General features: G+C 68.7%; 16 protein-coding genes. 10 read left to right on the plus strand and 6 right to left on the minus strand.

Going from position 1 to position 20,846, the window contains the following annotated elements; genetic code table 11:
• Positions 1–13 precede the first annotated feature (13 nt).
• From H7F38_RS17035 to H7F38_RS17050, 4 genes are all read left to right on the plus strand, one after another.
• Entirely contained in the window at positions 14–661 is a 648-nt protein-coding gene (locus tag H7F38_RS17035; protein ID WP_187090948.1) for a GNAT family N-acetyltransferase, read from the plus strand.
• A 277-nt stretch (positions 662–938) separates the two neighbouring features.
• Complete coding sequence (locus H7F38_RS17040) at positions 939–2,447, plus strand: diguanylate cyclase domain-containing protein (RefSeq protein ID WP_187090949.1); 1,509 nt, start codon at positions 939–941, stop codon at positions 2,445–2,447.
• Between the two features lie 80 nt (positions 2,448–2,527).
• The gene (locus tag H7F38_RS17045) at positions 2,528–3,052 is read left to right on the plus strand and encodes a phosphate-starvation-inducible PsiE family protein (protein ID WP_222618139.1); all 525 of its coding nucleotides are present in this window, start codon (positions 2,528–2,530) and stop codon (positions 3,050–3,052) included.
• 306 nt (positions 3,053–3,358) lie between these two features.
• A complete protein-coding gene (locus H7F38_RS17050) occupies positions 3,359–5,728 on the plus strand; it encodes a lamin tail domain-containing protein (protein ID WP_222618140.1) in 2,370 nt (789 codons plus the stop codon).
• Positions 5,729–5,773: 45 nt separating this feature from the next.
• On the opposite strand, the gene H7F38_RS17055 is transcribed toward H7F38_RS17050, so the two are convergent.
• On the minus strand, positions 5,774–6,787 hold the full coding sequence (locus H7F38_RS17055; protein ID WP_187090951.1) for a septum formation family protein: 1,014 nt from the start codon (positions 6,785–6,787) through the stop codon (positions 5,774–5,776).
• Positions 6,788–6,854: 67 nt separating this feature from the next.
• Between H7F38_RS17055 and H7F38_RS17060 the strand changes: the two genes are divergently transcribed.
• The 4 genes from H7F38_RS17060 to H7F38_RS17075 all read left to right on the plus strand — a co-directional run bounded on the left by H7F38_RS17060 (position 6,855) and on the right by H7F38_RS17075 (position 12,383).
• Positions 6,855–8,987, plus strand: coding sequence for an acyltransferase family protein (locus H7F38_RS17060; RefSeq protein WP_187090952.1), 2,133 nt, complete (start codon positions 6,855–6,857; stop codon positions 8,985–8,987).
• Between the two features lie 31 nt (positions 8,988–9,018).
• Positions 9,019–9,384 (plus strand): hypothetical protein, encoded by a 366-nt coding sequence (locus tag H7F38_RS17065; protein WP_187090953.1) that lies wholly within the window; start codon positions 9,019–9,021, stop codon positions 9,382–9,384.
• Positions 9,365–11,590: an FUSC family protein gene (locus H7F38_RS17070; protein WP_187090954.1), complete on the plus strand. Its 2,226-nt coding sequence runs from the start codon at positions 9,365–9,367 to the stop codon at positions 11,588–11,590. The genes H7F38_RS17065 and H7F38_RS17070 overlap by 20 nt, the downstream gene beginning before the upstream one ends.
• A gap of 139 nt (positions 11,591–11,729) precedes the next feature.
• On the plus strand, positions 11,730–12,383 hold the full coding sequence (locus H7F38_RS17075; protein ID WP_187090955.1) for a PAS and ANTAR domain-containing protein: 654 nt from the start codon (positions 11,730–11,732) through the stop codon (positions 12,381–12,383).
• A gap of 9 nt (positions 12,384–12,392) precedes the next feature.
• On the opposite strand, the gene H7F38_RS17080 is transcribed toward H7F38_RS17075, so the two are convergent.
• Positions 12,393–12,959, minus strand: a complete 567-nt coding sequence (locus H7F38_RS17080; protein WP_187090956.1) for a sigma-70 family RNA polymerase sigma factor — start codon at positions 12,957–12,959, stop codon at positions 12,393–12,395.
• 601 nt (positions 12,960–13,560) lie between these two features.
• On the opposite strand from H7F38_RS17080, the gene H7F38_RS17085 reads away from it, so the two are divergent.
• Together H7F38_RS17085 and H7F38_RS17090 are read left to right on the plus strand one after the other, a co-directional pair.
• On the plus strand, positions 13,561–14,211 hold the full coding sequence (locus tag H7F38_RS17085; protein WP_187090957.1) for an FMN-dependent NADH-azoreductase: 651 nt from the start codon (positions 13,561–13,563) through the stop codon (positions 14,209–14,211).
• A gap of 203 nt (positions 14,212–14,414) precedes the next feature.
• Positions 14,415–15,629: a glycosyltransferase family 39 protein gene (locus H7F38_RS17090; RefSeq protein WP_187090958.1), complete on the plus strand. Its 1,215-nt coding sequence runs from the start codon at positions 14,415–14,417 to the stop codon at positions 15,627–15,629.
• Positions 15,630–15,668: 39 nt separating this feature from the next.
• Here H7F38_RS17090 and H7F38_RS17095 read toward each other — a convergent pair whose 3' ends face one another.
• The 4 genes from H7F38_RS17095 to H7F38_RS17110 form a co-directional block, all read right to left on the minus strand.
• Positions 15,669–17,291 carry a Na+/H+ antiporter gene (locus tag H7F38_RS17095; protein ID WP_187090959.1) on the minus strand — a complete coding sequence of 541 codons (1,623 nt, stop codon included), beginning with the start codon at positions 17,289–17,291 and terminating at the stop codon, positions 15,669–15,671.
• A gap of 211 nt (positions 17,292–17,502) precedes the next feature.
• Complete coding sequence (locus H7F38_RS17100; protein WP_187090960.1) at positions 17,503–18,486, minus strand: aldo/keto reductase; 984 nt, start codon at positions 18,484–18,486, stop codon at positions 17,503–17,505.
• 51 nt (positions 18,487–18,537) lie between these two features.
• Complete coding sequence (locus H7F38_RS17105) at positions 18,538–20,022, minus strand: cryptochrome/photolyase family protein (RefSeq protein WP_187090961.1); 1,485 nt, start codon at positions 20,020–20,022, stop codon at positions 18,538–18,540.
• A gap of 240 nt (positions 20,023–20,262) precedes the next feature.
• Positions 20,263–20,841, minus strand: coding sequence for a CDP-alcohol phosphatidyltransferase family protein (locus H7F38_RS17110; RefSeq protein WP_187090962.1), 579 nt, complete (start codon positions 20,839–20,841; stop codon positions 20,263–20,265).
• Positions 20,842–20,846: the final 5 nt, after the last annotated feature.

Raw genomic sequence — 20,846 nt, forward strand, 5'->3', positions numbered from 1 at the left:
TGAGGATGGGTCGATGAGCGATGCGATCAAACAGCGGGCTGGGCCGGCGGGAATAGTGGACACGCGGGACGACCGTGGACCATTTCGGAGCAAGCCCGAGCTCAAGGGCGAGGTCGTCCTCCTGCGTCCGTTCACCGAGAGTGACATTGCAGCGATGGGCGCTGTTCTCGCTGACCCTGACGTTCGGCGTCTCACCGGCTCGGTGCACACGACCGCCGCAGCCTCGAACGCATGCACAGAGCTCGACAAGCTCACGCTCGCCTGGTATCTCGGTCTTGCCGCTCGTCCCGAACGGCTTGATCTCGCGATCATCGACCTCGCCTCGGGACGCTGTGTCGGCGAGGTGGTACTGAACCATCTGGATGCCGGCAACGACTCCTGCAACTTCCGGATCCTCATCGGGCCGCAGGGCCGCAACCGCGGGCTCGGTTCCGAAGCGGTGCAACTGATCACCGATCACGCATTCCGCACCACCGCTCTGTGGCGCATCAGCCTCGAGGTCTACTCGTTCAACCCCAGAGCCCGGCGGGTCTACGAGCGGGCGGGGTTCCAGGCGGAGGGAGTGCTGCGAGGTGCGCTGCGCTTCGACGACGGCCGGGTCGACGCTGTCGTGATGTCGCTGCTACGCACCGACTGGGAGGGGAAGCTTCGGGACGCGTAGGGCCGGACCGGACCGTCCGAGGGCAGCGGCTCGATTCACCGCTGGGCCTGCGGCATGGATCAACTTCACTATTTTGGGACCGGAGTGACAGGAGTCGTCAATTTCGTCCATGCCTGCGAAGTTGATCCACGCCGGGGCGGGCAGCGGGCCACGCCGGGTCGGGCACGGAGCCACACCTGGCCCAGCCGGGGGCCGAGTACGCCGAGCGTCGATCCGTCGTGCCAGAGTGCACTGCGGCGACATCGATCCCGGTTGCGCGCGGTGGATCCGCAAACGGGTGTTGCTCAGTAGACTCGGAGTCCAAGGACGGCGGAGGGAGCGGGTCATCGAAGAGCCGACTCGCGCGCCCAGGTCCGATCCGCGGGACCTCTACGAGGTCATCACGACGATCCACGCGCAGCACGACCTGGCCGCCACCATGCAGGCGGTCGCCGACGCGGTCGTGCGGGCCGTCGGATTCGGGGTGGCCGTGGTGAGCGTCGTCCGGCCGGACGGCAGCTTCACCACCATCGCCGTCGCCGGCAGCGACCATGCACGGCACGAACTGCTCGGGCACAGTCGTCCTGCGTCCGTCTACGAGAACGAATTCGCCGTGGCCGACTGCTGGGGCGCGCTCCGCTTCGTCCCCCACGAGCGCGCGCCGGACGACCTGGCCATGGGATGGGTCCCCGACATCGCGATCTCCTCGGAGCGCAACGCCTGGCATCCGCTCGACGCGTTGTTCGCACCGCTGCGCTCCTCCGCAGGCGACCTCATCGGCGTCATCTCCGTCGACATGCCGGCGGACGGTCTCCGACCGGCCGAGGAGCAGCGCGGTCTGCTGGAGATGCTGGGGGTCGAGGCCGGCATCGCACTGGACAACGCGCTGCTCACCGAGCGGCTGCGTGCCGGCGAGGAGGTGTTTCGTCAGGCCTTCGACGGCACCGGGGGCGGGATGGCACTGATCGGCGTCGTCGGTGGTGAGGAAGGTGCCTTCACGCGGGTGAATCCGGCGTTCTGCCGCATCGTCGGGTACACCGCCGACCAGCTGCTGAAGATGACACCCGAGGTCCTCACCCATGCTGAGGACCGCGGGCTCGACCGGGATCTCGTCGCCGACCTGATCGCCGGCGAGTCCACCGTCTACCGGCGCGAGAAGCGCTATCTGCACCAGAACGGAACGACGGTGTGGGTCACCGTGACCGCTACCATCGCCCGCCGTGATGACGGATCCCCGTTGTGCGCGGTGAGCCAGATCGAGGACATCTCCGCCCGGCGGAGCCAGCTCGAACAACTCCATCACCAGGCCAGCCACGATCCGCTGACCAATCTCCCCCACCGAACGGTGATCTTCGAGCGGCTCGAGGAGTCGATCGACACCGCCCGCAGAACGGGCCGTCCGGGGGCGGTGCTGTTCCTGGATCTCAATGATTTCAAGCAGGTCAACGATCTGCACGGACACCCGATCGGTGACCAGGTGCTGATCATGCTGGCCGGCCGCATCCGTTCGTCGGTACGGGAGGCCGATCTGGTCGGGCGCCTGGGCGGGGACGAATTCGTGGTGATCGCAGATGATCTCGACGACGACGGGGGTCAGTTGCTGGCCGGCCGGATCGAGGCCGCAGTCTCCGCGCCCATCACCAACAAGGGTGTCGCCGTCACCGTGACGGTCAGCGTCGGGGTCACCGCCGTCGGCACCCAGGGCGGCGACGCGACGCAGATCATGCAGGACGCAGACCAGGCGATGTATCGCAGCAAGGTCCGCAGCCGCCGGCTGCCCGAGGGCGGTAGGCTCGCCCAGGGCTGAAGCGGTCCCGGCCGCTCGGTGGCCGAACGGCAGGTAAAGCCGAGGCAAAGAATCTGCTGGTTCTCGGGCATGATTGTTCGATGACCGATCAGCCCAGCAACGCCGTCGAGCACCGGACCGAAAGCGCGCCGCACAGCCGTCCACGCCACCTGGTCTGGGGTGATCGACTCCTGGAGGGTGCAGAAACCCTGATCTACCTCGGCATCGCCCTTTTCCTGACGGTGACGGCCGCATCGCTCGTGGTGGTCGCCGGTCGCGAGGTCGGATCGCTGTTCGGTGATGGCGCGACCAACGGCGACGCGGCCGTGAAGGTGCTGGACATCCTGCTGCTGATCTTCATCGTCGTCGAGTTGCTGTTCGCCGTCCGGACCACGGTCGTCCGACGTGAACTGCTTGCCGAGCCATTTCTGCTGGTGGGCATCATCGCGTCGATCAAGGAGATCGTCGTGCTGTCGGTCAAGGCAGCCGACGAGGTGGGCCGCGGTGGCCCGTTCGACGACTCGATCCGGGAGATCTCGGTCCTGGGCGGCCTGGTGCTCGTGTTGGGCCTGACTGCCTACCTGCTGCGGCGCAAGGAGCGGGAGCCTGACGAGGGCCGGGGCTGAATCCCTGTCGTCGCGGCACCGGCCGCCGGGCGACCGGATCAGACGATCAGCAGCAATCGCCCCCGGCGTCCAGGTAAACAGTGAGCAAATTGTTCATCTGTATTCCTGGATCTCGTCATCTTTTGCGCTACTAATGGTTCCCGGAGACCGCCACGCTCGTGACCGGACCCCTCGTCGGCCCACACCGTTACTTCGATTCGTACCGTCTTCCCCCTTGGGGCACAGCCCCTGGAGGGCACAGCCACTGGAGGGCACAGCCAGATGAGTCGTTCTCGAACCCGACCGTCCACCCTGAGGATCGGGCTGGTGACATCGCTGATCGCTGCGGCCGCTCTGGTGGGTCCCGTCGCCGCAGATGCCGTTCCGTCGGTCAGCCTGGTGATCGACGAGGTGTACGGCGGTGGCGGCAATTCCGGGTCCGAGTACACCAACGACTTCATCGAGCTGCAGAACCGGGGTACGGCCCCGGTCACCCTCGACGGCTTGTCGCTGCAGTACACCTCGGCGGCCGGTACGGCCACGTGGCAGGTCACCCCATTGACCGGTTCGGTGGCCCCCGGTGCCTACTTCGTGGTCGCCGAGGGCAAGGGCGTCGGCGGGACGACGCCGGTTCCGTCCCAGCTGACCGGCACCATCGCGATGAGTGCCACATCCGGGACGATCGCCCTCGTCGACAACACCACGGCGCTCGGTTGCCACGACTCGGCCGCCTGCGGGGCCGCGACCGTGGATCTTGTCGGATACGGGACCGCGGTGATCAACGAGAACGCCCCCGCCGTCGGCCTGGACAACTCGCACTCGGCCGGTCGGCTCTCTGCTGCTGATACCGACTCCAACGCAGAGGATTTCATCGCTCAGGAGCCGACACCCGGCCTTCCGACGCCGGTGGTCGCCCCGCCCCCGCCGGTCGAGCCGGGCGACACCAGGATCCACGACATCCAGGGCACGTCGTTCGTCTCGCCGCTCGACGGCCGGGTTGTCACCGGGGTCCCGGGCATCGTCACCGCGGTGCGTACCGCCGGCAGCAGCCGTGGCTACTTCGTCCAGGATCCCCGGCCCGACGCCGACCCGGCCACCAGCGAAGGTGTCTTCGTCTTCGCCAGTGTGCCGACGGTGACGGTCGGCGACGCGGTGTTGTTCTCCGGGAAGGTCCAGGACTACTACGCCGACGGCGCGCCGGCGAAGGCACGGACGCTGTCGGTCACCGAGATCACCAACTCCACCGTTTTCGTGGTCAGCCACGACAATGCGCTGCCCGCACCCGAGGTGATCACCCCGACCACCGTCCCGGAGCTGTACGCGCCGAGCCTCGGTGGCGGCAACATCGAGGCCAATCCCATCACCCCGGTTCGCTCGGCCCTGGATTTCTGGGAGTCCAGGGAGGGGATGCGCGTCGAGGTGGACGACGCACGGGTGGTCGGCCCGACCGATTCCTACGGCGAGCAGTACGTGACCACCAAACCGAGCCAGAAGACGAGCTACCGCGGCGGCACCCTGCTGGCCTCGGAGAACGCGACGCCGTCGGGCCGGCTGGAAATCGCGCCGGTGATCGCCAACCCCGGCGTCAGTGTGGGAGACGTCTACACCGGTGCCATCATCGGACCGGTCGACTACTCGCAGTTCGGCGGCTATCTCGTCGCGGCGACCCAGCTCGGCGCGGTGGCCCGTGGCAAAATCGCGCCCGTGGTGGCCACCACACCGGGCGCCCGTCAGCTGTCCATCGCCACCTACAACGTGGAGAACCTGGCCCCCACCGATGGGCAGAGCAAATTCGATGCGCTGGCCAAGGGCATCGTGCTCAACCTCCAGGCGCCGGACATCGTGGCGGTGGAAGAGGTCCAGGACAACAGCGGTGCGACCGACAACGCTGTCGTCGCAGCGGATGTGACGATCAAGAAGCTGACCGACGCCATCGTGGCAGCCGGCGGACCGCAGTACCACTCGCGCGAGATCGACCCGACGAACGACAAGGACGGCGGCCAGCCGGGCGGCAACATACGCAACGTGTTCCTGTTCGACCCCGCCAGGGTCAGTTTCGTCGACGCGGGTTCCTCGACGGCCGATCGGACGGTCACCGGGACCGCGGTGACCGGCTCGTTCCTGCGACCCGGCCTGACCCTGTCACCCGGCCGGATCGACCCGGGCAACACGGCCTGGACCTCCAGCCGCAAACCTCTGGTCGGCGAGTTCCGGTTCCGCGGCCTACCGGTGTTCGTCGTGGCCAACCACTTCAACTCCAAAGGCGGGGACGGCAACGCCGACGGCCGCTTCCAGTACCCGACGCGCAGCTCCGAGGTCCAGCGACAGCAGCAGGCCACCCTGGTCCACCAATTCGTGCAACAAATCCTGCGCCGCAATCCCCTGGCCCAGACCGTCGTGCTCGGGGACCTGAACGACTACCAGTTCAGCCCGGCTCTGCAGGTCCTGCGGACCGGAACCGCGGATGGCTCCGGCCGGCCGGTGCTGGTCGACCTGATTGCGACGCTGCCGGCCGATCAGCAGTACACGTACGTCTACCAGGGCATCTCGCAGATCCTGGATCACATCCTGGTGACGCCCGGGACCTACCTCACCGGCTCGGTCGACTACCAGGTGATCCACATCAACAGCGAATTCGCGAACCAGACGAGCGATCACGACCCGCAGGTGGTGCGGCTGTTCGGGTCCTATCGCTGAGGCGACCGGTTCAGCGCCTTCGACCGGCGACCCGTGCCGGCCGGTTCACCGGGCGAACGGCACCGGTCGGTCCCGCAGACCGAGCAGTGATCCGATCAGCTGACGCGACCCGTTCGTCTGCACCACGCAGCGGGCGAAGCCCGTCTCGTCCCCGGTGACGAGACCCGGGGCCTGGGTGCCGTCACTGGCCCGATGCACTGCCACCACCGCATCGATCAGCCGGCCGCCCGCCGTCGGGTCGGACATCTGCGTGTAGGAGCGGGCCAGCTCGCGGCATCGGGCCCGGAGGCCGGCCAGGGTGGTCGACGGGTGGTCGGTCAAGAGCATCGCCATGCTCTCCACCGGATGAGGCTGCCGGCAGTCAAGGGGTCGCTGGAGGAAGAAGTCCGTCAAACTGAGGCAGGTCGCCGCTTCCGCTACCCGGGCCGGGAGGAGATCCGCGCTGTCGCTCGTCGACAGGGCGCCGACGTAGGGGGTGGCCTTCCCGTCGGAACCTTCTGCCTGGGCGACGCAGACCACCCAGGACTGCCCCGTCCTGCGCTGGAGGCCGCTCGGACCACCGATCACGGTGGAGAAGGCGATCGCCGGGCTCCACGCTCCCGCCGGTCGCGCCCCATGGAGATAGCCGGCCAGAGCGGCGCTGCAGAGGTGTCGATTCGGGTCGTCGTAGCTGATCACGCCGTCGTCATCCGCCACTTCGACGGGCCCGGTGGACAGGCCGCCGGCGATCACCGCGACGACATCACCGAAACGACGCCCGGCGCAGGGCGCGGTGGTCAAGGTGCCGTACAGCGGTGCGCCGGTCTTGTCGACGGTCTCGGGCCCGGCGGGCCGCTGCAGCAGGCAGTCCCCGACCCGGGGCGGCCCGGGGATCGAGCCGATCACGGCTGTCCCGCCCACCGCCCGGCCGCCTATCGCGGGTGCGACGGCCACCGCGAACATCACGGCCGCGAGGATCACCAGCCCGCTCCAGCGCCGTTCCACCTGCCCGAAGGTACGCCGATGCGCCCTCAGGTCGGCCCCGGTCTGCGCCACCTGACATCGTGCGCCACCTGACATCGGCCGCCACCTGACATCGTGCGCCACCTGACATCGGCCGCCACCTAACATCGGCAGGGTGCGCCCCTTGACGAAGAGCCCGGCCGCGGGGCTGCCGACCGACCGCCTGCCGCAGGCGGTCACCGTGACCGCCCGGGGAGATCGCACCTTCCGGCCGGACATCCAGGGCCTGCGGGCGATCGCCGTCGTGCTGGTGGTGCTCTACCACGCGGGGGTGCCCGGTCTGGTCGGCGGCTACGTCGGGGTGGACGTCTTCTTCGTCATCTCCGGATTCCTGATCACCCGCCAGCTGGTCGCCGAACACCTGCGCAGCGGCCGGATCTCGCTGTCCGGCTTCTATGCCAGGCGGATCCGCCGGCTGCTGCCCTCGGCGCTGACGGTGATCGTGGCGACCGAGTTGGTGGCGCGCTTCTGGGGGCCGCCACTGCAGGCGCCTTCGGTGGCCCGGGACGGCATCTTCAGCACCTTCTACCTGATGAACTACCGGCTGGCCGCACTCGGTATCGACTACCAGAACGCCGGTGGGCCGGTGTCGCCACTGCAGCATTTCTGGTCGCTCGCCGTCGAGGAGCAGTTCTACATCTTCTGGCCGCTGGTCATCATCGTGCTCGGGATCCTGGTGCGCACGATGTTGATCCGCACCCTGGCGGTCGTGGCGGCCGGTGCGGTGGTGACCTCGTTCGTGCTGTCGATCCTGGTCACCGGGCACGACGCCGCACTGGCCTACTTCGCCCTGCAGACCCGGGCCTGGGAACTCGGGATCGGCGCGTTGATCACGCTGGCCACCCCCTGGCTGCTGCGCTTACCGGCCGTCCTGACGACCGTCTCCGGTTGGTCGGGTCTCGTCCTGATCGTGGCCGCAGCCCTGCTCTACACCGACGCCACCCCGTTTCCGGGCAGCGCTGCCGCACTCCCCGTCGTCGGCGCCGCACTGGTGATCGCCTCCGGTGTGACGCCCAGGACCGCAGCATCGGGCACGCGCACGGCCGAACTCCTGCTGGGCCGCTCCGGGATGGCGTTCCTCGGCCGGATGTCCTACGGCTGGTACCTCTGGCACTGGCCGATGATCGTCCTGGTGCCGGTGGTGATCGGGGCGGCCTTCGGTTGGCCGGCCAAGCTCGGAGTGTCGGTCCTGGCCCTGGGCCTCGCGGTCGTGATGCAGTCCGTCATCGAGAAGCCTGCTGCGCGCGGAAGATGGGGGCCGCGCCGCTGGCTCGTCGGCGGAGCACTGATGTCCGCGTCGGCAACGGTGGTGGCGGTGTTGGTCCTGGTGCTTCCGCAGGCCGGCCTGAACAACACCGGGCCGGCCTCGGCGTTGAGCCTGGAGGGCCTCGACACCGCACAGTTGAGCGCACTGCTCGACCGGGCGTACGTCTCCCCGGACATCCCCTCGAACCTCTCGCCGACCCTGTCCGCCGCAGTGGGCGATGTCCCGCCGACGACCGCGAACGGGTGTCACGCCGCCTTCCTGGAAGTCGCCCAACCGCCATGCGTGTTCGGTGATCCCGTCGGCCGGCGGACCGTGGTGCTGTTCGGCGACTCGCACGCCGAGCAGTGGTTCGGCGCGCTGGACGCGCTCGCCGCGGCGAAGGGTTGGAAGTTCGTCTCCTGGACGAAGGCGGCGTGCCCGCTGGCCGACGTCACCTTCCGCAGCGCGCAGCTGCAGCGTCCCTACACCGAGTGTCCGGCCTGGCGGACGGCCACCGAGCAGAAGATCGCCGACCTGCACCCGGACCTGGTCATCGCCAGCGGAGCCGACCCGCTCCCCGGTCCGTCCTACCCGAACGTCACCTGGTCCGGCCGGACCGTCAGCACGCTGTCCGTTCTGAAGAGGGCCGCAGCCCAGGTCGTGTACCTCGCGGACACCCCGCTGCCCGGTACCGACGTCCCCGTCTGCCTGGCCGCGCACCTGAGGTCGCCGCAGCAGTGCACCTTCACCCGCGAATCGCTGACCGCCGGCCTGACCGCACAGAACCAACAGCCGGGTCGCCACGCCGCCGTCCTCGCCGCAGCGCGTGGCCTGGGTGTCACGGTGATCGACCCGACCGACTGGTTCTGCTCGGCCGGCGGATGCCCGGTGATCGTCGAGAACACCCTGCTCTACCGCGACGCCACCCACATGACGCAGTCCTACAGCCGGATCCTGGCTCCGACGATGGGGCGCGCGCTGGCGGGTGTGGTGCCGTGGATGGGGACCTGAAGATCTCCCCCGATGCCCTAGGGTCAGCGATATGGCCACGGAAGACACAGTCCTCGTCATCGATTCCGACGGATCGGCGACGACGGTGGCCTGGCCGGCTCCGGAGGACGGACGTCAGGAGGCCCTGCACCGGGCGCTCGGATCGGCCCAGGCGAAGATGCTGCGCTGCGGCAAGGGCATCCTGGGGTTCTTCGACCAGGACGGGGAGAGGTCCGGTCGGGCACCGAACTCGTTCGCCACCAGGGCGTTCGCCGAACAGGGCATCGAGCTGGGCGATCCGATCTTCGGACCGGTCGTGTTCGCCCGGAACCCCAGCAAGGGCAGCATCGTCAAGGCTTTGACCGACGCCCAGGCGGCGAATCTGCTGGTGGTGACCGGTGCCCGACTCACCGGCTGAGGTCCACGACCCGTTGCGGGCCGCCCGTGCATCCGGGGTCGACCGATTGCTCCAGGAGTTCCGCGACGCACGGGATCGGTTCGTCGCATCCGATCCGGGCTGGGCGCGACTGCGCCAGGGGGTGCGGGCGATCGTGGCCGTCGGCAGCACCCTGCTGGTGGAGTTCGCCCTCGCGCAACTGCTCGGGGAACCGGCCCTGCTGGGCATGCTGCTGGGTGCGGTCGTCGCGATGTTGATGTCCACCGGTATCCGTGACGAACACCGCAGGGTGATCGCCCTGACGGCCGGTGCCGCTCCCTTCGCCGCCGCCGGCGGTGCCTCGCTCGGCGTCCTCACCGCCGAGCAGCACCTGCTCGGCCTGGTGACCTTCGTCCTGGTCTCCTTCGGTGCGGTCTGGATCCGCCGGTTCGGCCCCCGGTGGTTCACCCTGGGATTTTTGCTGTGGCAGGGATTCTTCTTCGCCCTCCTGCTGCACCCACCCGTCTCGTCCCTGCCCTTCCTGCTCATCGCCATCGCGGTGAGCGGCGTCTGGGTCGGCGGGCTGCTGCTCACCGTCCTGTTCGAGGATCCGCAGGGCAGGCTGCTCCGCATCGTCACCGCACTGCGGGCCAGGGCCCGGTCCGGGATCGCGGCTGCGGTCGGGGTTCTCGACGAGCCCCGCGATCCGCGGGCGATCCGGCAGCTGCGCCGACAGCTGATCCAGCTGTCCGAGATCGCCCTGCTGCTGGACGGTCGACTGGCCGACCGCCGCGCCCTGCCCGAAGGTGTCCCGCCGGCCCGGATGCGCCGGTGGACGGTCGACTTCGAGATCGGTATGGACGAAGTGGCCGGTGCCACGGTCGACATCGCGACCCGACTGACGGACGTTCCGCCGGCCACCGTCGCGGTGGTCCGGCAGGTGCTGACCGCGCTGGGCTGGGCCGACGCCGGCCGTGCGGTCAGCGCCGCAGAACAGATCGACCTGACGGACGAGAGCAACGTCCCGGCCGTCCGCCGGCTCGCCAGTGCCGCCCTGTTCCTGCTGGAGACGGTGCGCAGATGGGATTCCGGTGAGCTGCGCTCGCCGGCCCCGGCGGGGACCGACGGCCCAGCCGACATCCTCGACGAGGACGAGGGTTTCGAGCCGGTCGTCAATCTGATCGGCGGGAACCTCCCGGGCTCTGCCCTGCTCGCGCAGCAGACGATCGAGCGGGTCGACGCGGGTCGGTGGTCGCCGTCCCGGATGCGTCTGACGACGCGGCAGGCCATCCAGGCGGGCGTGGCGGCGGGACTGGCCATCGTGGCCGGCGAGGCGATCTCGACGCAGCGGTTCTACTGGGCGGTGATCGCTGCGTTCGTGGCGTTCGCCGGCACCGCGACCTCCGGCGAGACCCTGCAGAAGGGCGCGAGCCGCATCGTCGGGACCGTGCTGGGGCTGGTCGGCGCCGTCGGCCTTGCCGATCTCGTCAACGGTCACAAGGGGGTCGCCATCGCCGCCATCCTCGGCTGCGTCTTCCTGGCGTTCTTCCTGCAACAGCTCTCCTACGGACTGATGGTCTTCTTCATCACCGTGATGCTCGGGCAGCTGTACACGTTGCTGGGCAGCTACAGCGATGAACTGCTGCTGGTCAGGCTGGCCGAGACGGTGGCCGGCGCCGCGATCGGCATCCTGGTCTCTCTGCTGGTCCTGCCGACGCACAGCCGGGCGACCCTTCGGGTCGCCCGGCAGTCCTTCCTGGGAAGCCTCGGTGATCTGCTGGAGGCCTGCGCGGTGACTCTCGAGGGCCAGGTCCCGGAACGGGACCTGCTCACCCTCACGGTGTCGCTGGACGCCGGTGGCCGTCAGCTGGTCCGGACCCGTCGGGCACTGACCAAGGGCCGACTCTTCGGCGCCGACCGGGCGGGGCTGCGTCATCGGATCACCGTGCTCGGCTCGTGCGGCGCCTCGGCGCGGACGGTGGCGGCGTCCATCTCCGGCGCGCGTCCGGACGCCGGGCTCGCGCGGGCCAGTCGTGAACTGGCGGCCGAGGCACGCCGCCTGGGTGATCTGCCCCATCTCGGGCAGCCGGGGGAGTCGGGTCCGGGTGAGGTCACGGCCCTGCACCGGGTGCGGTCCCTGCTGGAGGAGGTACCGCCGGACAACCGTATCGCCCTGCACGCGCTGCGCCGGCTGAACGAGGCGCTGGCCCTGCTGGGCCCCCGTTCGGTCGTTGCGCCGTCGGTGTGATCCGTCAGGCCATCGCGCGGGACGACGAAACGCACCGCCGCTGCGTCGGGTCGTCGCCGAACGGCGGTGGACTCGGTATTCTCGACCGGACGGGTGAGCGGTCCTCGGCTCTGCCCCATGGTCGGTCAAGGAGCCTCGCGTGACGCAGAGCATCCCGACGACGCTGGCCGGAGGTGTGGAGGAGCCGGCGGGTGACTACACCTACGACGTGCCGGCCGACCGCTGGTGGTGGTCGGACGAGGTCTACCTGATGCACGGCTTCACGCCGGGCCAGGTCGTCCCGACCACGGCTCTCCTGCTGTCCCACAAACATCCCGACGATCGCGACCGGGCCGCCGCCGTACTGGCGGCGGCCATCGCGGGGTCGGGCCAGTACTGCTGCCGGCACCGGATCATCGATGCACGTCGCCGCGTCCACACCGTTGTCTCGCTGGGGCACGCAGTGGTCGACCAGGAGACCGGGAAGGTGATCCGGATCGTCGGCAATTTCGTCGACCTGACCCGGTCGGAATACATGAACGTGGCCGGCGCCGTGCAGCAGGCGCTGGACGGTGCGGCGGAGAGCCGGGCCGTGATCGAGCAGGCCAAGGGCGCCTTGATGATCACCCACGGCTTCTCGGCCGATGAAGCGTTCGTGCTGCTAAGACACACTTCTCAACAGAAGAACATCAAGATCCGGGAGCTCGCCACGATGTTGGTCGACTCCTTCAGCGGACGCGGGACCGGCGGACGCACCGCTGCCCAGATGATCGCTGCTTCGCTGGCCGAACCGCAGGGTCAGGTCGAGCCCTGAACCCGGGTGTCAGGCCACGGCCACGCAGACTCCCTGCTGGGAGATGGTCTCGCGAATACGGATGAGCCCGTCGCGCACCCTGGTCTTCAGCGTGGCCAGCGGAATACCAAGGGCCAGCGCGATCTCCGCGTAGGGCTGTTCGGTGAAGAAGGCCATGGTCACCGCTTCACGTTGTAGCGCAGTGACTTCCAGTAATCCCAGGTGCAGCATGGAGATGTCCAGCTGGGTCAGCACCGACTCCTCCACCGAGTCGAACTCACGGCGGAACCCATGGTCGAAGTGCCGCTGGTCCCGGGTCCGGGCCGCCTGGCAGTGCCGAATCCGGTCGATGGTCCGGGTCCGTGCGATCTGGGTGATCCACCCCATGGCGGCGCCTCTGGACGGGTCGAAACGGCCCGCCAACCGCCAGATCTCGAGCATGACCTCCTGGGCCACCTCCTCCGCCTGGTGGAAATCCCTGAGCAGCGCGAGGGCGATCCCTCTGATCGTCGGGAACTGCAGGTCGTAGAGCTCAGCAAAAGCCTTCTCGTCACCGTGGGCAACCAGAGAAACCAGGAGGTCGACGCGATCGAACATAGCATCTGGGGATTCGCCGAGGCTGGAGCGTGAGGTCTGACGCATGTCAAAGCCTGTCGGTAGATCCAAACAGCCCGTTTTTTTGAGCCAATTCGACTATAGCGCGGACGATCTCAGGTGTATCCACCCGATCGGATGCGATCTCGTCAGTCCATCGAGAAATCCGATTACTGTGCGTGACGCTGGATTCAGCCTCTCGGGTCCGATCTGGCCATCACCGTGCGTGATCGAGACCGGTCCGGGTTCGAGAGGCCGCCGGCCCCAGCGAAATCGAGGTTCCACGATCCAAGGCCGGGACGACCCTGCCGGCTGCTTGTTCAACCGTCAGGGTCTTGAGTTCGTGACCCACGTGGTCATCGCCAACCCCTTGTCCGGTGCCCTGGATGCCCGGATTCAAACAATCCCCGGCCCGGTCCTCAGGCTTCGCGGTGCCGGCCCACCTGGTCCACCGGGCCGGCTGCCGGCCGACCCGGACGTCTGTGCGTGCCGACACCGGGACATCTGTGATAGCAACACCTGTGCCGAACCGGACCTCCGCGCCGGCCACCAGTGAGGGACGCCTGTCCCGCCGAAGTCCGACCACCACCGAGAGGCCCCGCCCGTGCCGACCCTGCTGCACCTGGACTCGTCCGCCGATCTGACCGGGTCGGTGAGCCGCGAACTGACGGCCCGGTTCGCCGCCGCGTGGTCGGCCCTCGGACCCGCGCACGTGGTCGTGCGGCGGGATCTGCACTCCGATCCCCTTCCCCACCTGCCCACCAACGCGCTGCACTGGGCCCCCCGACTCCGTCGGCCGGGGCAGAGTGTGCCGCCCGAGGCAGAAGCGCTGCAGGACAGGCTGATCCAGGAGCTGATCCCCGCGGATGCAGTGGTGATCGGTGCCCCGATGTACAACTGGTCGATGCCCTCGACCCTCAAGGCCTGGGTGGACTACGTGCAGGTCGGGGGAACCACCTCTCCGTTCGACGAACCGACGCAGCCGCTGGCCGGCACGCCGGTCGTCATCGTCTCCAGCCGCGGCGGGCAGTACGGCCCGGGGTCGGGGAACGAGGGCACCGAGCACGGTGTGCCGGCGCTGCAGCAGGCCCTCGGGGGTGCCCTCGGCATGCAGGTGACGGTCGTCATCGCCGAATTGACCCTCGCGCCGACCGTCGAAGCGATGGCGCCGCTCCGCGACCGCGCCGACGCCAACCTGCAGCAGGCCCGGTCCAGCATCGACGAACTGGCGGCCCGGCTGGGCGCCGACGCCTGATCGCCGGTGGGCCCGGTGGGCCCGGTGGGCAAGGTCACCCTGATTCGATACCTCTGATTGCCCGCGGTGGAACGTCCGTCACACGCCCCGACTTGTACGGTCAGGCGTCGATATCTTCCACAGGGGGGTCAATGGTCACCGTCAAACGTTCCAGGTATCACCCGCAGGGATCGGTGAGTCGAGTCAGGCGCTGTCGCCAACTCGTGATCGGATTTGCCGTCGTGGCCCTGGTGTTCAAGGTGATGATGGCGTTCCAGACCTACGGCACGGGCGACATCGGGCACTGGAGGGATTTCTCGACCGGGGTTCGGCAGGCCGGCCCGATCGGTGTCTACGGGTTGTCCTGGCCCACCTCGTTCTACAACCACCCTCCCCTGATCGGCTACTTCCTGGAGATCGTCAACGGTCTGCAGCATCTGGGGATCAAGCTGCAGAGCACCATCCGCACGGCCTCGAGCCTGGCCGACGTGGTCACCGCGGTGGTGGTCTTCGAGCTGTTGCGCAGGCGCGGGTCACTGAAGATCGCCACCTGGTCGGGGGTGCTCGTCGGTGTCAGCCCGGTGTTGTTCACGGTGTCGGGGTTCCACGGCAACACCGACCCGATCTTCACCATGCTGACGTTGCTCAGCGTGTACCTGCTCGCCGACCGCGACCGACCGGTCATGGCCGGGGCGGCCATGGCGCTGGCCCTTGGCATCAAGATCGTGCCGGTCGTCGCCGTCCCCGCCCTGCTCATCTATGCGCTCAGCCGTGGGACACGGACCTTCTGGCAGTACGCGGCCGGCCTCGGTGTGGTGTTCGCGATCACCTGGGGACCTACTCTGGTGTTGCAGGGTGGAAACGTGTTCACCGACGTGATCGGTTACAAGGGAGTGGATCTGCGCCAGTGGGGTCTGGTGCAGATCGGCCACTGGCTCGGTGATCCCGCCTGGACGACGTTCCTGGCCGGACCCGGACGTTTCGTGGTCCTGCTGCTCTGCTGCGCGGTGCCCGCCTACTTCGTCTGGCGGCGGCCCAGCACGTTGGCCGCCGCGGTCGGCCTGGCCCTGGTCGGATTTCTCGTGCTCTCGCCTGCATTCGGCATCCAGTACACGGTGTGGCCGCTGGCCGGTGCCTACCTGATCCGGTTCGGCACGGCGACGGCCTACAACCTTGCCGCGGGCTGGATGACGATCGCGATCTACAACGCCTGGAACCGTGGCCTGCCCTGGAACATCGGACACTCGACGCGGTACACCTCCGGTCAGGTCGACGTCGGCATCATCGCCTGGGCCGCTCTGCTGGCCGTGGCCGTGCAGGGGATGGTGCTGCTGGTGTCGAAGACCCGCAGGTCGGCCCTGACCGACGCGGACGACTGGGTCAAGCCCGCCTGGCTCACCCGCCTCGGTCGGACCTCGGCACTGCGACCCGACGCGTGATCCGGCGTCCCGACGCTCGTTCCCCGCGCTCGGGCCGGGTCAGTGACCGTCCCGGTGCGGCAGGGTGAACTCCTCGAGATCGAGTTCGCGCTCCAGGATCCGCAGGCTGGAGTCGGTGAGACGGCCGGCATCGCGCCACCGCAGCAGTTCGTCGCGCTGGGCGTCGATGATGGCGCGGCGCGCGGTCAGCGCCGCTTCGTAGGTGGGCGAAACCGGAATCTCGCCGTTCTCGGCGCCCTCCAGGATGTCCGCCCTGCGCTGGTAGCGCTCCAGCCGGAGTTCCAGACCGGCACGCATGGCGCGCACGGCCTCGTCCGGGGTGTCCTGGTCCTCGGCGAGCTGCTCGAGCCTGGCCAGTCCGGCGTGGGCGGCAGCCGTGCGGACCTCGTTCCGCTCCAGGGCCTCGCCGGCGGCGTCGGCCCTGATCCCGGTGGCCCTGACGATCGGAGCGAACGTCAGGCCCTGCCCGATCAGGGTCACCAGGACGACGGCGTAGGCGCACAGCAGCAGCAGATCCCGGCCCGGGAAGGGTGCCCCGCCGTCGGTGACCAACGGCAGGCTGAAGATCGCGGCCAACGTGATGACCCCCCGGGTACCCGACCAGCTCATGATCAGCACCTCCCGGCCGCTCAGTGCGCCGTCGCCCGAGCGCTCGCCGCCGCCGAGTCGGGTGTGCAGACGGGGCGGCAGGAACTGGGTCACCACGAGCCAGATCGGACGGAGCAACAGGACCACCCCGAGCGTGACGCCCAACCCGGCCACGATGGTCGATGTCGGGTAGCCCTCGAGCCCGGTGAGCACCCTGGGGAGCTGTTGGCCGATCAGGATGAAGACGAAACCCTCCAGCAGGAAGTCGATCAGCCGCCAGACGGCAGTGGTCTGCAGCCGGCTGGCCCCGGAGGAGAAGCGGGGGGTGTCGTGCCCGATGACGAGTCCTGCGACGACCACGGCCAGTACACCGGAGACGTGGATCTCCTCGCCGAACAGGTAGGCGGCGAACGGGGTGATCAGCGAGAGACTGTTGACCAGCACGGGCTCGTTCACCCGTGACCGGACCAGCCGGACGAACAATGCCACCACCATCCCGACGGCCAGACCACCGACCGCGGCCAGCAGGAAGCGCAGCCCGAACATGCCGACCGAGAACCCGCCGGTGGTCGCCGCGACCACCGCGACGGTGAAGGTGGTCAGGGCGGTGGCGTCGTTCAGCAGACCCTCGCCCTCGATGAGCGTGATGAGCCTGGGGGGCAGGCCCGCGCGGCGGCCGATGGCCAGCGCCGCGACCGGATCCGGGGGCGCCACCGCCGCGCCGAGAGCAATGCCGGCGGCGAGGCTGATCGCCGGGAGGAACAGGTGGATCCCGACACCGACCAGCAGGGCGGTGGCCAGCACCAGCCCGACGGACAGGCTGATGACCGGTCGCAGATTCTTCCGGATGGCCAGCAGCGACGAGTTGAGCGCCGCGCTGTAGAGCAGCGGCGGAAGGACGAACGTCAGGATCACCTGGGGGTCGAGCTCGATGTTGGTCCCCGGGAGCAGCGCGTAGATCAGCCCGGCTGCGGTGAGCAGGGCGGCGGCCGGCAACCGGGTGCGTTCGGCGATCAGTTCCACCACCAGGACGACCGCGACGCCGGCCACCACGAAGATCAGGATGTGGGTCATCTACCCCTCCAGGGACGAGATCAGGTCGTGGGGCCGGGTGCGGGTCGGTACGTCGTGCTGCCGCTCGTATGACGTGCTGCGGGTCGGTACGTCGTGCTGCGGCTTGTATGACGTGCTGCGTGCCGTACGACGCCAGACCCGCTCGTCCGACGCTCGAGCGTCAGACGAGCGGGTCGTGAGTCATACCAGTCGCTCCGGAGTCGGACGCGTGCTACCAGCGGGCGTGCACCTGCGCCTTGATCTTCGATTCGTAGAGGGCGGAGATCCCGGCGAGCACCTCGTCGGACAGAGCCGGAACGCTTGCGGCACTTGCGTTCTTGATCGCCTGGTCGGTGTTGCGGGCACCAGGGATGGCGGTGGTGACGCCCGGTTGCTGCACGATCCAGCGCAGCGCCGCCTGTGCGGGGGTGACGCCCTCGGGCAACAGTGCGGCGAACTCCTGGGCCGCCGCAACGCCGGTTTCGTAGTCGACGCCGGAGAACGTCTCGCCCACGTCGAAGGCGGCACCGTTGCGGTTGTAGTTGCGGTGATCGCCAGGGGCGAACGTCGACGCGCTCGTGTAGCGCCCCGAGAGCAGACCGGACGCCAGCGGAACCCGCGCGATGATTCCGACCCCGGCCGCCGCCGCCGCCGGCAGCACCTTCTCGAGCGGCTTGAGCCGGAACGCGTTCAGGATGATCTGCACGCTCGCCGTTCCTGGATGGGCGATCGCCGCCAGTGCCTCGTCGCATGTCTCGACGCTGACGCCGTAGTGGGCGATCCGGTCTTCGGCGACCAGCGTGTCGAGTGCGTCGTAGACCTCGTCGGAGGAGAACACGGAACTCGGGGGGCAGTGCAGCTGGACGAGGTCCAGACGGTCGACCCCCAGGTTCTTGCGCGACCGGTCGTTCCAGGCGCGGAAGTTCTCCAGCACGTAGTTCTCCGGCAACTGCTCCATCCGGCGCCCCATCTTGGTGGCCACGAAGATCTGGTGCCCGCCGTGTTCCCGGAGGTACCGGCCGATGACCTGCTCGCTCCGTCCGTCGCCGTAGACGTCGGCGGTGTCGAAGAAGTCGACGCCGTGTTCGACGGCGGCGTCCAGGACGGCGAGGGCCTCGCTCTCGTCCACGTTGCCCCAGTCGGAGCCGAGCTGCCAGGTGCCGAGTCCGATGACGGAGATGTCGCGGCCGGTGCGGCCGAGTGTGCGCTGTTCCATGAACCCCACTCTAGTTCAGTGGCTGAACATTCACGCGCCGGACGAGATCGGTTACGGCGCCTGCGAACCCCGCTCCGACTCCTGTTCCAGCAGTAGATCGAGGTCGCGGAGGCGGGCGAGGCCGGCCAACGGTTGGGCCATCCGGTGGTTGCCGCGGAAGTCGTCCTGATGAGCGTGCAGGAACGCCCAGTAGCCGGCGGTGAACGGGCATGCCTTCTCCCCCACGCGGATCTTGGGGTTGAACTCGCAGGGGCGGCAGTAGTCGCTCATCCGGTCGATGTAGGCCCCACCGGAGGCGTAGGGCTTCGTCGCCATCACCCCGCCGTCGGCGTACTGCGACATGCCGACGACATTCGGCACCATGACCCAGTCGTAGCCGTCCACGAACGCCCGGTGGAACCAGTCGGTCACCTGCTGCGGCTGCCAGCCGCGCTGCATCGCGTAGTTGCCGAGCACCATCAGGCGCGGGATGTGGTGGGCCCAGCCGTGGTCCCGCACGTCCGCCAGCACCGAGCCCAGACACCGGGCCCGCACGTCGTCCGCGTCCAGTTCGGCGAACCAGGCCGGGATCGAAGCTGTTGCGTGCAGGGCATTCTGGTCGCGGTAGCTGGGCTTCTGCTGCCAGTAGAGGTGCCAGACGTAGTCCCGCCATCCGATGATCTGACGGATGAAGCCCTCGGCAGACGGAAGCGACGCCTGCCCCTTCCGGTGGGCAAGTTCCACCCGGCGGACGACGTCCACCGGGTCGAGCAGACCGAGGTTCAGCGGGGCGGACAGCAACGAGTGCGCCATCCAGGGGTCACCGGCCAGCATCGCGTCCTCGTGCGGACCGAAGGCGTCGAGACGTTCGGAGATGAAGTGCCGCAACACTTCGAGCGCCTCGCGCTCCGTGGCGGCGAACCGCCGTTGACCGTCCCGGCCGATGAAGCCGACGTCACCGTCGCGTTCCCATCGATCGAGGTCGTGACGCACCTGCTCGTCGATCTCGTCCTCTTCCGGCCACCACGGACCCGGCACCCCGAGGGTGCCCGACCGCGGCGGGGGTTCCCGGTTGTCCGCGTCGTAGTTCCACCTCCCACCCAGTGGGTCACCACCGTCCATCAGGACATCGAGCCGGATGCGGGCATCCCGGTAGAAGTCCTCCATCAGCAGCCGGCGGCGACCGCGGCCCTGCGCCCAGGTGGTGAATTCCTCCATCGAGCTCGCGAATCCCCTGGCCGGCAACACTTCCACCCCCGGAAGGCCCTGCACGAGCTTTAGTGCGGCGCGACTGGTCGGGTGGCAGACGGTCAACGGTCCGGCCGAACCCTTCACGGCTTCCCGATAGGTGTCGGCGCGCAGGTACTCGCACCGCTCGCCGAGTTCGGCAGCACGGTGCCGCATCGCCGACAGCACCAGATGCGCCTTCTGGCGGTGGAAACGCCGCCGTGCGAAGACGGCCCGCGACTCGACGATCAGTACCCGCTGGTCGTCATCATCGAGGAAGTGGGTGCCGAGCTGGTCTCCGAAGAGCCATCGGCGGGCCGCCTCGCCCACTACTTGGCTTTTTTGGGCGTCATCGCCTTGACGACCGGGCTGGCTGCGGTCGGGGCGGCGGCGGCCTTGATCTGTTTGGGCTTGCGGACCTCGCGGCCGCCCTTGTTCTTGCTGGACATCGTGTTCTCCTCGTCATGGGCACAGGGGGTGGGGCAGGGATGGTTCCCGGGGTGCCTCGGGCCACGGTGTCGGTTGCTGCCCGACACTACGCCGAGAAGGACGGCGACGGTCGGTACCTCGTCAGGCGCGGGCGCGGAACAGATCGACGACCCTGGTGACGTACTGGCGACTGGCCTTCACGCCGAAATAGCCGGTGCCGATGACGGTGTCGGCGTCGGCGATGATCCGGAACGCGAGCGACCACCCCCGCGATCGCCGCCGCAGCAATGCGGACACGGCATACGCTCCGAGAGCGCCGTTCTGATAGGCCATTGCGGTCTTGCCGTCCAGCACCGGAGCCAGGTCGTCGTCGCTGCCCAGGCGCGTGGCGACAGCCGTTGCGACGAGGTTGACCGCGTTCTGCGCGGCGATGGCCAGCAGCGCCGGCTTCGGCGCGATGTTCCCCCGCCACTCGTTGATGCCGATGGCCAGGATCCCGGCCTTGTCGAAGGCCGCATCGATCCCCGCGCCGAATTCGCTGCTCTGGTTCAGCATCCGGGCGACCTTGCCGTCCAGCAGGTCGAGCAACCGGCCGATCACCGTCTCGGTGATCCCCCGCCCGGTGTCGGCCCGTGCCGAGCCGTGCAGCACCAGCCCCAGCCCGACGGCGCTGATCGCATTGGGGATGGTGAGGACGTCGGACGCTTTGAAGGAGGCCACACCCG

The sequence above is a fragment of the Nakamurella sp. PAMC28650 genome, from assembly GCF_014303395.1.
Classification (GTDB): domain Bacteria; phylum Actinomycetota; class Actinomycetes; order Mycobacteriales; family Nakamurellaceae; genus Nakamurella.